At 33.0% G+C, this 15,547-nt stretch carries 14 protein-coding genes and 1 riboswitch; of the genes, 5 read left to right on the top strand and 9 right to left on the bottom strand.

The features are described 5' to 3' along the window. Positions 1-30 precede the first annotated feature (30 nt). The 3 genes from ACODH8_RS06165 to ACODH8_RS06175 form a co-directional block, all read right to left on the bottom strand. The gene (locus tag ACODH8_RS06165) at positions 31-2,172 is read right to left on the bottom strand and encodes a HelD family protein (RefSeq protein ID WP_332466402.1); all 2,142 of its coding nucleotides are present in this window, start codon (positions 2,170-2,172) and stop codon (positions 31-33) included. Between the two features lie 158 nt (positions 2,173-2,330). Beyond that, a complete protein-coding gene (locus ACODH8_RS06170) occupies positions 2,331-3,380 on the bottom strand; it encodes a 2,3-butanediol dehydrogenase (protein ID WP_332466403.1) in 1,050 nt (349 codons plus the stop codon). 162 nt (positions 3,381-3,542) lie between these two features. Next, on the bottom strand, positions 3,543-5,291 hold the full coding sequence (locus ACODH8_RS06175; RefSeq protein ID WP_332466404.1) for a sigma-54-dependent Fis family transcriptional regulator: 1,749 nt from the start codon (positions 5,289-5,291) through the stop codon (positions 3,543-3,545). Between the two features lie 147 nt (positions 5,292-5,438). Between ACODH8_RS06175 and ACODH8_RS06180 the strand changes: the two genes are divergently transcribed. Both ACODH8_RS06180 and ACODH8_RS06185 read left to right on the top strand, forming a co-directional pair. After that, positions 5,439-5,978, top strand: coding sequence for a DUF924 family protein (locus ACODH8_RS06180; protein WP_332466405.1), 540 nt, complete (start codon positions 5,439-5,441; stop codon positions 5,976-5,978). 56 nt (positions 5,979-6,034) lie between these two features. Continuing rightward, positions 6,035-6,943: a DUF2268 domain-containing protein gene (locus ACODH8_RS06185; protein ID WP_332466406.1), complete on the top strand. Its 909-nt coding sequence runs from the start codon at positions 6,035-6,037 to the stop codon at positions 6,941-6,943. Positions 6,944-6,995: 52 nt separating this feature from the next. On the opposite strand, the gene ACODH8_RS06190 is transcribed toward ACODH8_RS06185, so the two are convergent. The 5 genes from ACODH8_RS06190 to ACODH8_RS06210 form a co-directional block, all read right to left on the bottom strand. After that, entirely contained in the window at positions 6,996-7,289 is a 294-nt protein-coding gene (locus tag ACODH8_RS06190; RefSeq protein ID WP_332466407.1) for a hypothetical protein, read from the bottom strand. 115 nt (positions 7,290-7,404) lie between these two features. After that, positions 7,405-7,971, bottom strand: a complete 567-nt coding sequence (locus ACODH8_RS06195; protein WP_332466408.1) for an ECF transporter S component — start codon at positions 7,969-7,971, stop codon at positions 7,405-7,407. 349 nt (positions 7,972-8,320) lie between these two features. Then, the gene (locus tag ACODH8_RS06200; protein ID WP_332466409.1) at positions 8,321-9,316 is read right to left on the bottom strand and encodes a WYL domain-containing protein; all 996 of its coding nucleotides are present in this window, start codon (positions 9,314-9,316) and stop codon (positions 8,321-8,323) included. Positions 9,317-9,414: 98 nt separating this feature from the next. Beyond that, positions 9,415-10,791: an NCS2 family permease gene (locus ACODH8_RS06205; RefSeq protein WP_332466410.1), complete on the bottom strand. Its 1,377-nt coding sequence runs from the start codon at positions 10,789-10,791 to the stop codon at positions 9,415-9,417. Positions 10,792-10,843: 52 nt separating this feature from the next. Then, positions 10,844-10,945, bottom strand: a riboswitch (purine riboswitch). Positions 10,946-11,061: 116 nt separating this feature from the next. After that, positions 11,062-12,033, bottom strand: a complete 972-nt coding sequence (locus ACODH8_RS06210) for an alpha-L-fucosidase (protein WP_332466411.1) — start codon at positions 12,031-12,033, stop codon at positions 11,062-11,064. A gap of 151 nt (positions 12,034-12,184) precedes the next feature. On the opposite strand from ACODH8_RS06210, the gene ACODH8_RS06215 reads away from it, so the two are divergent. From ACODH8_RS06215 to ACODH8_RS06225, 3 genes are all read left to right on the top strand, one after another. Then, positions 12,185-12,946 carry an AraC family transcriptional regulator gene (locus tag ACODH8_RS06215; RefSeq protein WP_332466412.1) on the top strand — a complete coding sequence of 254 codons (762 nt, stop codon included), beginning with the start codon at positions 12,185-12,187 and terminating at the stop codon, positions 12,944-12,946. Between the two features lie 83 nt (positions 12,947-13,029). Continuing rightward, positions 13,030-13,776: a peroxide stress protein YaaA gene (gene yaaA, locus ACODH8_RS06220; RefSeq protein WP_332466413.1), complete on the top strand. Its 747-nt coding sequence runs from the start codon at positions 13,030-13,032 to the stop codon at positions 13,774-13,776. A gap of 14 nt (positions 13,777-13,790) precedes the next feature. Further along, positions 13,791-14,555 (top strand): AAC(3) family N-acetyltransferase, encoded by a 765-nt coding sequence (locus ACODH8_RS06225; RefSeq protein WP_332466414.1) that lies wholly within the window; start codon positions 13,791-13,793, stop codon positions 14,553-14,555. 35 nt (positions 14,556-14,590) lie between these two features. On the opposite strand, the gene ACODH8_RS06230 is transcribed toward ACODH8_RS06225, so the two are convergent. After that, positions 14,591-15,547, bottom strand: a complete 957-nt coding sequence (locus tag ACODH8_RS06230) for a glutathione S-transferase family protein (RefSeq protein WP_332466415.1) — start codon at positions 15,545-15,547, stop codon at positions 14,591-14,593.

Below are 15,547 nucleotides of genomic sequence, written 5' to 3' on the forward strand. Positions count from 1 at the left end.
AAAAACAGCCTTCTTTCGAAGACTGTTTTTTTATTTAAAGAATTCTGTTAATTTTTCTTTATAACTAATCATCAATGTTTTCATACCACGAGATATGGCTGTGTATAGAAGTCTTCTATCCTGAACTGTATGATAATTCTCTTGAGATACATCATATAAAATAACATGGTCAAACTCTAAACCTTTGGCTAGCATAATGGATAAAACCACAATTTTCTTTTGTTTAATTAACTCTTTATCAAATAAGTTAATTAATTTTTGTTGCTCAAGACTTGTTTTAGTAATAATCGTCAACGATGAATCACCGATTTCTGCTAGTCGTTCTTCTACTAATTTAGCAAAAGATGACAAATCATTAAATTCTTCTGTTGAAACTGGTTCTCCAAGTGGTTGAACTGGAATCACTTGACGATTAGACTCAATTAATTGATTAAATGTTGCCGTAATAGCTCCACTTGAACGGTAACTTTTTTGTAGATGATAAGTCTCAGTAGTTTTATGGTAACCTTTTAAAATCAATTCAATTTCTGTAAAAGAAAGATTAGTATTAAAAATTGCTTGGTTCTCATCTCCCACTACTGTTACTTTAGCTTTTGGAAACAGCTCGCTTAGTAAGATTAACTGGGCTGATGTATAGTCTTGAATTTCATCTACTAATAAAAATTCAACTTTAAACACAGGTAATTTTTCAACAAATAAATGCTTCATCAAAAGCATAGCTACCGCAAAATCCAATGATTGGAACTCTTTATCTAGCTTTTTATGTGTATAAGACTGATAAATAGTTTCTAATAGTCTGACTTGATTTAACCAATTTAGTTTACGAATATTTTTGGCCACATGACTAAATCTTTTTTCTAAAATCTTTTTAACGTAAAAAGCCAATTTATTCGGATCATCTGGGATGAGTTTACCTAAATAATTTAGCTGCTCATCTTCTGATAAATGCTGCATTTCTTCCTGAACAGTTGGCTTTTGTGACTCTGCTCTTAATACATCATCCCAATAACTCTCTAATTTAGCTTTTGTTCCTTGAATTCTTTCAACTAATGAGGCATTGGTTGGTGTTTCATTAAATAATTGTTGAATTACTTTCTGAGAAATCATTTCTTGTTCATGATGCTTAATAGCTCTAAAAGGCAGTCCTCTTGAAAGTAATAGTTGAGCACCTTCTTTTTTAAGATACTCTGAAAAGTCTCTACTTCTTAAAATAGAATCTTGTGTAGCAACTTCTTTTTGACTAATTCTCTCAAATAACTCACTTTCTGATTCTACTTTGTAATGATACAGCCTTTTAACCAACTTTCTAAAAGTCATATTAAGAGGATTTTTTTCACCTAAACTAGGTAACACATCTGATAAATACTGAATAAATTCCTCATTAGGAGATAGTATCAAGACATTGTCAGAATTGATTTCTCGGCGATTTCGATACAATAAATAAGCAATTCGCTGCATAACAACTGATGTTTTTCCGCTACCAGCTACTCCATTTACTAATATAGCCGAATGTTTTTGGTCACGAATAATATCATTTTGTTCTTTTTGAATAGACGACGTAATATCTTGCATTGTTTCTGTGGCTTCTTTTTCAAGAACCGATAATAAAACTTGATCATCAATAGCCACTGCCGTATCAAAAACAAATTTTAATTGGTCTTTTTCTGTTACTAATTGACGTCTATTATTAATAGTTACCTCGATTGTTTGTTCATTGGCTACATAAGAAGATTCGCCTAGCTCATTGTTATAAAATAATTCAGCAATTGGAGAACGCCAATCGTAAATTAAATTGTTGTAATTACCATCTGAAAAGCCGTTGATACCTAAATAAAAAGACTCTTGTTCTTCTTCATCTGAAAAAGTAACATCTATTTTTCCAAAATAAGGAGATTCTAACAAACGATTAACTTTTTCTTGTGTTTTTCGCATCACATCAATAGAAAATTTTCGTTGATCTAACTCACGATTTTTCATCTCAATAGCTGCTAATGTTTCCAGTCGGTCACCCCAGTTATCATAGTTTAACCGGATATCATCACCACTGTGTCTCATCTCGTTTCGAGCGGCTTCATTTTCTTCATTAAGTGAGAGTCTAATCTCTTTTTGCGTTTGTTTTAGTTTGTCATAAACAAAGGTCAAATGTTCTTGTTCTTGTTGCTTAATCGTCATAAAAACACACTCCTTCTCATTGAACGTTTATATTACTCTGTTTCTTCTTAAAATACCAGTCTATTAATTTCCAGTAAATTGCGTTATAATTAAAGTATCAATAAGACAGTAAAGCCACCTTGTAAATTTTCACTTACAAGGTGGCTTCTTTTATTTTTTTAGTTTTCAGAGTGAATATCAATTAAGATTTTTGCTTGTGTTTTATCTGAAACTAGTGTTTCAAATCCTTCTGTTACAACATCTTCTAAAGCAATTGTTTTCGTAATAATCGGTTTAACCACTAATTGACCATTTGCGATTGCTTGAATAGTTTGTTGATAGGTTGTTCTTGAGTAAGCAATGGTTGAAGTTACTTTAACTCCTGAGTTAATTAATTGCATAGGGTGCCAAGAGATTGGTTTTGCAAAAATAGAGACAATCACCATTGTTCCTCTAGCTTTTGTGGCATCTATTGCTTGTTTGACAGTCACTTCAACACCTGCTACTTCAAATGAAACATCTGCTCCACCTTGAGTTAATTCTCTAATGACTGCTACAGCATCTTCTTTACCTGAATTAATCACATGAGTGGCACCCATTTCTAGAGCTTTTTCTAAGCGTTCCTCAGATAAATCACACACAATAATTTGAATAGCACCAGCTGCTTTTGCTGCTGCAGCTACTAAACAACCAATAGGACCAGCTCCAAAAATAGCAACTTTGTCACCAAATTTAACACTACCTTCTTTGATGGCTTGAACTGCAACTGCCGTTGGCTCTACTAAAGCCCCTTCTTTAAGAGTCATACTCTCAGGTAGTTTATAGACTGCTGTTTCTGGAAGGACACAAAATTCTGCCATGCCTCCATCTTGAGCTAAACCGATAAAATTATAGCCATCATAAATATCAATCTCCTCAGCCTTTTTCTCATTCGCTAAAGTTGGGTAAATTGACACTCGATCACCAACAGAAATAGTCGTTACATCGTTACCAACTTCTGTCACAACTCCAGAGAATTCATGCCCCATAGTTAAAGGCGCTTGTTTTCCTGAAAAAGGATTAGGTTCATCTGCAGGAATAAAAACAGGTCCTTCAATATATTCATGCAAATCACTTCCACAGATTCCTGTATAAGCCACTTGAACTTTTACCTGTTTATCTAAAATATTTGGTACTTCCACTTCTTCTACGCGTACATCTTTTGCTCCATACCATACGGCTGCTTTCACAACACATTCCTCCAATGATTGAACTATATTAGTGTTCATTATTGTATGTTTTCATACTTGATACTAATAGCAAATTCTATGCCAATTATTAAAGTAGTGTTGTTCTATGGTTCCATTTTTTATTTTGTTTCAAAAAAAACTAGATGAAACAAAATGTTCCATCTAGCTATTAATATTATATTTTTTCATTTTACGGTATAAAGTCGTTCTAGATATTCCTAATAAACTAGCGGTGTTAATCAAATGATAGTTTGAAACTTTTAAAGCTTCTTCAATTTGTTGTTTTTCGTCAACAATTGTTGTTTCTAAATCACCTTGAATACTTCCAACTAGTAACAACTTCCAAAGGTCTGCTGTTGTAGGAGTTTCTTCCTCATAAGTTAAATAGAGGCGTTCTAAAAAATTTCGAAACTCGCGAATATTACCAGGCCATTGATGCTGTTCAATGACGTTTGTTAATTTATCTAACCAGTTAATGGACCAGTTTTTTTGTTGACAAAAGTCTACTAGTAAAACGTTCAAGTCTTGAGGACGTTCTCTTAAAGGTGGAATCTCGACATGACAAACGACTAGACGATAAAATAAATCTTCCCTAAATAACTGTTGTTGAACTTGTTGATTTAAAGCTTTATTGCTGGCTGTGACAATTCTGAAATCCACTTGTTTTTCTTTGCCACCAATAGGCGTAACCACTTTGTCCTCTAACACCCTTAGTAACACTTGTTGCATTCTAGGAGACATACTATCAATTTCATCTAAAAACAAAGTTCCCCCATTTGCTTGCTCAATTTTACCTTGATATCCATCAGAAAGAGCTCCTGTAAATGCTCCTGGAGCATAGCCAAATAACTCGCTTTCTAGTAATTGTTCACTGAATGCTCCACAATTTAATGAAATCATAGCTCCATTTCTATACTCACTATGTTGATGAATCGTTTTAGCGATGATTTCTTTTCCACTTCCAGATTCTCCATAAATATGAATAGGTAAAGGACTATTAGCATATTTGATAGTTTGTTTTAACCATTTTTGATAAGTTGAATCTTGGCTTTCAATGCCAAAATTTTGACTAAATTCTTGCTCACGTGTGGGTAAATACAGATAACCAATCACTTCATCATCAAGATTTATTTTCTGAGATTCATAAACTTTATTCTTATCAATAAATTCGCGCATGTCATCATTTAATTGAAAACTACGTTGATAATCAACAGATACATGAACAACTTTAAAATCTGTGTCACAGATAATTCCTTTTTTGGGAATTTGATTTATTAATTGAAGTAACTTCATTTTTTGAGTTAATTTCATTTGCAGTAATTGATTAGAAATACGCTCTGTTACTACTTTTATACTTTTCAAACTGTCTTTAGCTGTTTCATTTTGATACGTTGACACATTCAGTATTCCTATTACTTCATCTTGCTCATTAAAAATCGGTGACGCAGCACAACTCCAATTTTTTGAGGCGTATGCATAATGCTCTTTCATGCCAACAAAAACTTGTTTTTTGATTGTTAAGGCTAAACCAATCGCATTGGTACCAACATCTTGCTCTGTCCAACAGCTACCTTCTTTAAAATAAATTTGATTAGCGTAATCTTTTAATTGGTAGTTACCATTCCGCCAAAGAATCGTTCCTTCGCAATCAGTTAATATATATAAAGGCTGTAATACGGTTTCCATATCTGTCCAGCAACTAACTTCCTTCTCGACTAAATCAATCAATAAGTGATGTTGCTCTTGTTTTTCTTGTAATTCTGATAAAGAAAGAATTTTACGAGGTTGATTCATTAACGGATCCACATTTTCTTGATAACATTTCTTCCAAGAATCTGCAATTTCACGAGGTAATGATGCAAGCATTTCAACTTCATTTTCAATTAATTCTTGCCAGTCATTCTGATACATCTTATCAACGCCTCCTTCTCAAATATCATTTTATTATTATATGATAAGGAGTTATTTTTCACTACTAATTAACATTTTTCATTAAAAATAAAAAAATTTTATGAAATATGATAAGCTAATAGCATCACATAGCAAAGGAGAATACACATGACCCCACAAACTATTCTAGATTTTTGGTTTAAAGAATTAACACCTACAGACCACTTTACTAAAAATGATGATTTAGACAAAACAATTACTGAGCGTTTTTTAGCCATCCACCAACAAATTGCCCTTGGTGAAACAGATGCTTGGCGAGAAACAATTCACGGTCGATTAGCTGAAATCATTGTTTTAGATCAGTTTTCACGTAACATGTTTCGTGAGACAAAAGAAGCTTTTTCTTATGATAATCTTGCTCTTATTTTAGCTCAAGAAGCTATCAAACAGCCAGACTTTGATGAGTTGAGTGTAACAGAAAAAGCCTTTGTCTTTATGCCGTTTATGCACTCTGAATCAGTGGTTATTCACGAAAAAGCAGTAGAACTTTTTTCTATACCAGGACTTGAAAATAACTTAGATTTTGAACATCGCCACTTTGATATTATTAAACAATTTGGTCGTTACCCTCATCGTAATGCTATTTTAGACCGTCCTTCAACAACAGAAGAAATCGCCTTTTTAAAAGAGCCTGGTTCTTCTTTCTGACCCTTGACTTTAACCTTACGTCAACAACTAGACTAAGGTTAAAGGAGGGCTATTACATGAATGATATTCAATTAAACATAGTCGATACACTGACATTTTATCAAAAAGGAAAAAGCACTTTATTAACAGAAGATGAATTTCGTTATGAATTAATGACACCTGTTAAAACCATGTGGGACTATCTCAATGCGCCCATTAAACCTAAAACGGTTGGTGGATATGATGTGGTTATGGCATCTGAAATGCTAGGTATTTGGACACCTAAAAAAGACTTTGCTCTTATTGAAAATAAAATAGACCCACTAAAGGAAACTTTTATTTTTGAAGAAGCATCAAAAGTCATAGAGCGCTGTATTTCGATGTTTAATGATATTAACTATTCTATTCCTCTTGATTCAATCACTTTAAATATCTTATTAGGGGATAAAGAAAACTCAATTCTTACAGCTAGTCACGGTTACAGTGGTTTTGGTGGTATTCCAGGTTTTATTTTATTGATTGTTATTCCTAATTCATTTAACAAAACCAGGTTAAAATCTGCTTTAGCTCATGAATTCAATCATAATGTCAGATTTACTTATGAACCCTTTAATCATGGCAATGTGAGTGTTGAAGAATATTTAGTCATAGAAGGTCTTGCTGAAGTCTTTGCTGAGGAGATTTACGGTAGCGACTATCGTGGTCCATGGGTACAAGGTTATGATGATGAAGAGATGACTTATACCATTGAAGTTATAAAAGACGGCCGACATCTTAAAGGATTTGAGCAAGTGGCTGCTTATATGTATGGAGATGAGGTCGCTAAATTACAAGGTTTCTCACCTGTTGGTCTATCTAGAAATGCTGGTTACACTATTGGCTATCACTTAGTAAAAAGCTACCTAAAGCAGACTGGCGCTTCTATTGCAGAGGCTACTCTTACTCCTAGTCATATTATAATCAAAGAATCCAAATTCTTTGATTAAAAAAGCATCAAACATTAAGCTACTTACAGCTCTTATGTTTGATGCTTTTATTTTATATAGGAAACAAGTCAGAAATTCTATTACCTTGGTCAATTATACGAATTCTTTCTTTAGAAATATTGTGAATTTTAGCTAAGTGACTAACAATTGCCTCTTTCTTAATACCATCTCTAATAAAAACTTCTAGCTTCGTTTGCGATTCATTAAAGTAAACAATAATTAACTCCTTTTCTAGAAGCGGATCTTGCTTTACTAAATCAAATGAAATCGGTTTAGTAAATTCCATAATGAATCGTTTTTGCTTTGACTTCTTATCAATAAGTGCAAGGTGTTCCTCTCTGGTCATTCTTTAGCCTCCCAAATATTTTGTTTCTTCCTTTTATTTAGTATAGCACTAGATGTATTCGTTTTCAAAACGAGACAAAAAATAAAAACAGACTGATAAAGTCTGCTCTCGGTGATTAGTTTAATAATCTAAATTTTTTTAACTGTGGTCTTTTACCTAACCAAACAACAAACATAGAAGAAACAATTTTATCAAAAAAGCTATCAGTAAAAGCTCCCCAGTAAGCCGCGTAAAGTAATTTTCGACCAGAAGCTTGTAAACCAATGACTAATAAATCACTTGGCTTTCTTTGTAAACCTTCATATCCACCAAATAATACCACGCGAATCGGAGCACTAACTAAAGCTCCGACGGCAGCCATTAAAATTCCCGCAATAATCGCTCTTTTATAAGTCATTTCCTTTTTGGCACAAAGGCTAGCTACCATTCCGATTGTCATACTAACTAAACTAAAAGGAATCGCCAGTGGTCCAAACAAAACAGCTAATAATAAATTAGTACATAAACCAGTAAATACTGCATACTTCATACCAAAATTAAACCCAATAAAAATGGTGCCAATCGCATCTAAATAAAAAAATGGCATTCTTAAGTTTGTCATCAGCGACCCCACTGCCACGTTTAAACAAACTGAAAGAGCACACAACATTAATATCCTAACTTTATCTTTTTCTTCTATCATTCTTATTAATTTCCCCATTCTTCTCAATAAAAAAATAATGTCTCCACCCCTAAGAGGAAACATTATTTTTTAATAATAAGTACATTCTATAGTCTAGTAAACAAAAAAACAAGCCTTTATATCACAAGCAAAGTTGAGAACCTGGGCTTTGTTTTTTTATGGACTACCAAGTATTCAAATAATTCCAATATAACCTTATAGGCTGTGGGATAACACTTGACCAATGGGGAAAGAGTTCAAGCGTCTATTTATATTGACTATTATTGACTTTGTAGTGCCAGACTATAATGGGTTTATAGTTAATATATATTATATATCATCCAACAGTCATATTATGACTGTCTAGTTTTTATTCTACATCAATATCATAAAGTTTTAATGTATCCTTCATATCTTGAATGATGTAATCTCTCATGTGTTTAGGGGAAATAATCTTGACCATATGGCTTTGACTTGCTAACCACATTTTCATGCCGTAGCCATCATTAACTTGCATTTCAATTCTAACACTACCATCTTCATTCTCATTTACAATTTTGGAATCCGGAAATCGATTTAGAACATAAACAGGATCATAATAAAAATCAATCACCATTGTTATAGGATTACCTAAAAAAGGCAGATAGGTTTGTCTTCTAAGTAAACCACCCTCAAATTTATCATTATAACTTCTCTTATCCGTAGAAGGTACCACTCTAATATTTTTCATATTATTAACTCTGAATTTATTCAAAGCATCTAGCTCTTTATCATCTTGCCCTCTCTGAGAAGAAGAAATCATAAAAAAATAAAGGTCTGAAAAATAAATATTTTTAGGCAATCTTTCAAAAGTCTGTGTTTCTCCGTTTTTAGTGTACTCAAAAACAACATTGTTATGCTGCACAATGGCTTGAGAAATGACTTCTAAATCGTCTAATAGATTAACTTCAGCAATTCCCTCATAATAAAAACGTTCATTACTAACGAGTTGCTTTAATTTTGCTGTGTCCTGACTTAAATCTAATAATTTATCTACGATATTAATTAATTCTTGTTTAGTTAAGATGCGAGTAGAAAAAATTATTTTTAATATGGCTAAAATTTCAATATCTGTTAAATCACTTTTATTTTCGATAATGCCATCGTTATTTAGTTGATAATTTCCTTTTCCATCTCGTTCAATTTCCATATTAAAAGGCAAAGTCATACCAATGACTTTATCTGATAAGATATCTTCAATTTTTACAATGTCACGTTGAATGGTTGATTCTTGTTTATCAAAAAAAGCCATCATGGCAAATTTATTTACTTTTTTCCCACTTAATAACTGTAGAAAAATAAGGAGCAAGCGTTGCTGTCCGTTCACTATATCTTTCTCCTTTCTCTTTATCACCTTCATATTATAATATATTTGAATTTTTAAGACAAAGAAAGCCTATCGTGTTTACGACAGGCTTTCTTTCATCAAACTGTAAACAGATAGGCAATAGATATTAATGTAATAAAATGCATCACTGTTGGTATTTCTTTCGTACGTCCTGCAAATATCATACAAATCTCATACGATAAAAATCCAAGTACTAAACCTAAAGCGATTGAGCCAGTTAATGGCATCATCACAATCGTTAAAAAGGCAGGAATAACATCCTCAAATCCTTCATTCCATTTGATTTTAGTAATATTTTGCATCATAAAAATTCCGATAACAACCATTGCTGGTGTTGTGACTGCTGCTGTTACTAATGACAACATTGGATAGAAAAAGGCTGATAGTAAGAATAAAATAGCCACTACCACACTCATCAAGCCTGTTCTTGCTCCGGCGATAATGCCTGATACAGATTCAATATATGTTGATAAACTTGATGTTCCAAAAATAGAACCAAAAAATGTTCCTAAAGCATCTGCACTGTAGATACGTTTGTTATCTTCAAAATTTTCTCTTTTAATATCTGAAACTTGAGTAGCTGCCGCTGAAAGAGTCGTTGCTGTTCCAAAAAAATCTAAGAATAAGAAAGTTAAAATAACAATAATTGAATCCATTGATAACATTTTATCTAAATTTTTAAAAGCAACCATAAATGTTTCATTCATCATGGCATTCATTGGCTCTGTTGGAATAACTACTGGTGACCCTTGTGGTAATTGAGGTAGAGTTGCCACAACTTCTGGTGCTAAATTAAACCATTCCATTGATGCGCCAAAACGAATAAATAAACCACAAAGGGCTGCTCCTATCATTCCTAAGAAGACAGCATATTGATTTTTACGAACTAAGAAAAAAGCAGCTGTTAAAATACCAAAGAAAGCAATTAAGACATTTGGATTATGGAAACCACCAAAAGTAATAAACATTCCCTCATCAGGTACAATGATACCTGAGTTTTTAAAACTAACAAACGCTATAAAGATACCTAATCCAACAGTTCCTGCATTTTTTACAGTCATTGGAATCGCCTTAATAATTTTAGATCTTGCTCCTGATAAAGCTAAAATAAGGAATAATACTGATGCAACTAATACACTGGCTAATGCTTCTTGCCATGTTTTCCCCATTTGCAGAACAACCGAATAAGCAAAAAAAGCATTCATTGACATACAAGGAGCTAATCCTAGTGGAAATCTCGCCCATAATCCCATAATTAACATGGCAACGGCTGACGAAATAATTGTCGACATAAAGACAGCATCTTGTGGCATACCTGCTTGTCCTAAAATAATTGGGTTAACAAAAATCACATAAGACATTGCTAGAAAGGCCGTAAATCCACCTGTTATTTCTGTTTTAATTGTTGAACCTGACTTAGTAATTCCAAAAAAATCATCCATTTTTTGTTTCATTATTTATCTCTCTTCCCCTTTTGTTGTTAAAAAAAGCCATTTTAATGACAGAAGGAAGAGATTCCTTTGCCATAGTAAGTTACTTTACGGGTAACTTGTAGAAACTTCTAGACCCTATTTCTAGAATTATATGGTTTTTCTTACGTAGTTATCATAACAATTTTCATGATTATTTTCAATCTTAAAAACGAACAAAAAACATTTTATAATTAAAATAGTTCTTTAATTACAAAAAAAGAATAAGCTTTTAACTTATTCTTTCTAATTGATTTATGATTGACGAATCAACCAGTTTTTAGGTAATTCTTCTAATTGAGAGGGCTCTTCATACTTTTTACCAAATTCTTTAAAACGACTAATTAAATTGGAATCCACTTTTCCAAATTTATTGGGAGAGATATTCATTAAAAAACTAATATTTTGAGTGTTATTACTTTTAACTTTTTCAACTGCCCAAGATACTGGCTTCAATTCACTTTCAGGATGACTTTTTCTCCAAAACCATGTATCTGTGTAGATATTACAGCTCGCTCCTGGACCTACAAAACTTTCCTCTGCATCTTGCCCTGCTGCATTTTCGTAAAAAATAATATCTGTTGTATTGATATCTTCACCACTACCAATATTCATGACTAAGCACTCTGGTTGTAGTGATTTAATAAAAGTATCAATCTCTTCAAATCCTAAGTTTTCATAGCTCGGTCCACCCCAAGGTGCTTGCCAACCATCAAAAATAATAAAAGGAATCGCTCCGTAATTTGTTAATAATTCTTTTAACTGCTTTTTGATAAACTCTTTATCTTCTAAGGTACATTTTTTCTCTGTAATACCGTGATGTAAATCCAGCATAGAAAAATACAATCCTGGTAAAATATCAGCTTTTCGAAATTGTTCTAAATACTCTTTAACGACATCTTCTTTGAAAGAAGCATTAGAAACACAGTGATTAGTTGTTTCAGTTGGCCATAAACAAAAACCTTCATGATGCTTGGCTGTCAAAGCTGCGAAATTAGCCTTTCCTGACTTAGCAACAGCTGCCCATTCCTTACAGTCTAATTGGTTAGGATTCCAACTAATAGGTTCAAATACATGACGTTTAGGATCATTTGCGTCTGTGATTCCGTAATCCCAATCTTTCACATCAGAATCATTGAATTGTTCTGTTGCACTATTAAAATGAATAAAGACACCATTTCTCAAATTTACAAATTCCTTTTGTAATGCCAATAAATCTCTTGTCATCGTCAATCCTACTTTCAATTTTTATAGTATAAAATTGTCATCATTATTTTGATAAATCTTTTATTAATCAAATTTTAGCAAATAAAAACAGCTTGTTATAGCAATTAAATGTGCTATTATAGTAGAAAATTGCTATGTCAGGAGAATCCTAGTGGACTATCAAATTGAACACTTTGCTAAAGAATCTCATATCGAATTATTTAGATTTAATAATTTTAGTTATCCCCTACATTACCATCGGGCAATTGAATTTATTCACCTAATTGAAGGAGAATTATTAATTAATCAACCAGACAAAACAGAGGTATTAACAGCCGGCCAGTGTGCCTTGTTGCTATCTAACGAGATCCATGGCTATCAGACAACTAAACAATCAACTTTTGATTGCTTGGTATTTTCACCAAACTGGATTTCACCCTTTTTAAAACAAACAAAAGACCTATTACCTAAAACTCATGTATTTACTTTAAGTGATTTAGAAAAAGATTATTTTAAAGACATGAAGTATTTTTTACCTAATGAATTAAAAGTACAGGGCTTCTTATTAATGATATGTAGCTCTTTTCAAGAACAGGTTATTTTCCATGATCAAAAAATAACAACTAATGATTTAACCACTCATTTAATAGATTATATTGGACGCAGGTATCTGGAACCTTTAACTTTGAAGCAAGTGGCTTTTGATTTAGGATATGACCATTTCTATTTATCCCATTATTTCTCAAAACATATGGGAATTTCATTTCACCAATACTTGACTAGATTACGTTTAGCACATGCCCTTGATTTATTGCGAACAACTGAAGGTAAAATTTCAGACATAGCCTTACAATCAGGATTTCCTAGCGTTAGAACATTTAATACGCACTTTAAAAGAGAATATCAAAAAACACCGCGAGACTATTTATCTTAAAAATAGAATTACTCTTAACTCTTACTTCACCTTAATCGATTTGTAAGCTAGAATAGATAGAGAACAAAAAAGGCGGTACATATATGAAAATAATTATTTCACCCACTAAACAAATGGTGACGGAACAGGATTTTTTCTTTCCTGAAACCACGCCATTATTTTTAACTGAAGCAAAAGAAATATTGATAGAACTAAAAAAACTTTCTTATGAAGAAGCCAAAGCATTGTGGAAGTGTAATGATAAATTGGCACAAGAAAACTTCGAACGAATCAATCATGCTAATTTAGACAACGGAACTTCTCCTGCTGTTATGAGTTACAAAGGCCTTCAATACCAATACATGGCTCCTGACTTATTAACAGAACCTGCATTAAATTATATTCAACAACATTTACGGATTTTGTCAGGGTTTTACGGCGTCTTAAAGCCTTTTGACGGCATTATTCCCTATCGTTTAGAAATGCAGGCCCCTCTAGCAGTTGGAGAAAGTAATAATCTGTATCAGTTCTGGTCAAAAAAATTATATGATGCTTTAGAATTTGATAAGGGACCTATCATTAACTTAGCTTCAAAAGAATATTCAAAAGCCATTCAACCTTATTTGAAAGAGAACGACCAACTAATTGAAGTTTCGTTCGCTCAATTAATTGACGGTAAACCTAAAGTAAAAGCTACTTTAGCTAAAATGGCTCGTGGTGAGATGGTTCGTTTTTTAGCAGAAAAAAACGTTACTCAATTAGATGATATTAAACAATTTGACCATCCTAACTATCATTTTTCAGAATCACTTTCTACCCCATCAAAATTTATATTCTTATATGAGGAATAAAAAAGGAGATTACTATGTTAAATCCAAAACAAATCATTCAAGACCTGCGCCAATTAGGTATAAAAAAAGATGATATTATTGTCGTTCACTCCTCTTATAATGGCTTAAGAGGCGATGACCAAATCGAAGGCGGACCAGAAGCTGTTATTGAAGCACTAAAAGAAACAGTCACTGAGGGTACCTTAATTATCCCAACCTTTAGTTACAAAAATGTTGATATTGATAATCGTCTTTTTGATGTTGTTAATACTCCTGTCTGCATTGGTGTTATCCCTGAAAGTATGCGCTTGTCTAGTGATGTTTTCAGAAGTTTACATCCCACTCATAGTTTAGCTGTTTGGGGAAAAGATGCTGAAGAGTTTGCTAAGCATCATTACAAAGACCATTCTCCAGTGGGGGTTAATTCACCACTTAGTGAAGCTTATCGTCGTGGTGGGAAAATTGTGATGTTAGGAGCTCCCTTCCAACGTAATACAACCATGCATGCTGTGGAAGAAATGGTACTCCCTGAGTATCTATTTACTGAAAATTATGATTATGAAATCATTCAAGAAGATGGCACTTCTATTGAAATGAACGTGTTACGTCATGATTTTAATGGGTTTGAACAACGCTATGATAGAATTCTAAATCTTTTAGATGAAGGAACTGAGTACCAAGTTGGTAAAGTCCTAAATGGGGATACATGTGTCATGGAAACACAACCTATGTGGCATAAAGCTTTGAAAAAATACCGAGAAGATATGCTTTACTTTACCGATCCTAGACCAAGAACATAAAAAAATGAGGAAGACTTTTTAGTCTCCCTCATTTTTTAAATACTCCAGTCTAATTCAGGTCCAGCTGGTACAATACCTGTTGGATTCACTGACGGATGGCTTTCATAATAATGATGTTTGATATGGTAAAAATTCACTGTCTCTTTAATTCCTGGGTAATTATATAGTTCTCTTGTGTATCGCCATAAATTAGGGTATTCTCTTAACTCACGGATATTACATTTAAAATGACCATAATAAGCAGTATCAAATCTAACTAAAGTAACAAATAAACGCCAGTCTGCTTCCGTTAATGTATCTCCAACTAAATACTTTCGATTTTCTAAGTGTTGTTCCAACTCATCAAGAGCATTAAATAATTTAGTAACTTCTTCATCATACACCTTTTGTTCTGTTGCAAATCCAGCTTTATAAACCCCATTGTTAATAGTTTGATACACTTTTTCATTCATCTCATCAATCTCAGAACGTAACTCTTTAGGGTAAAAATCACCTGGTTGTGCTCCAACTTCATCAAAAGCTGTATTTAGCATACGCATAATTTCTGAAGATTCATTGTTCACAATTTTGTTGGTTTTTTTATCATATAAAACAGGAACAGTCACACGACCTGTATAAGTTGGCTCCACATGCGTATAAATTTGATGCATAAATTCAGCTTGAATAATCGGATCAGGTATCATGTCCTTACCTTCAGCAAAACTCCAACCATTTTCTCCCATATAGTGATTCACAACTGAAAGAGATATCATTTCTTCAAGCCCTTTTAGTTTTCGCATTATCAATGCACGACTTGCCCATGGACAAGCGTATGACACATATAAATGATAGCGATTAGGTTCTGCTTTAAATCCAGCCTCACCTGTTGGTCCAGCACTTCCATCAGGGGTGATCCAATTTCTAAATTGAGATTCTTTTCTGACAAAACGACCTCCTGTGCTTTTGGTATCATACCATTCATTATGCCAAACGCCATCAACTAATAATCCCAT

The organism is Vagococcus fluvialis (genome assembly GCF_048815235.1).
In the GTDB taxonomy this organism is placed as follows: Bacteria; Bacillota; Bacilli; order Lactobacillales; family Vagococcaceae; genus Vagococcus.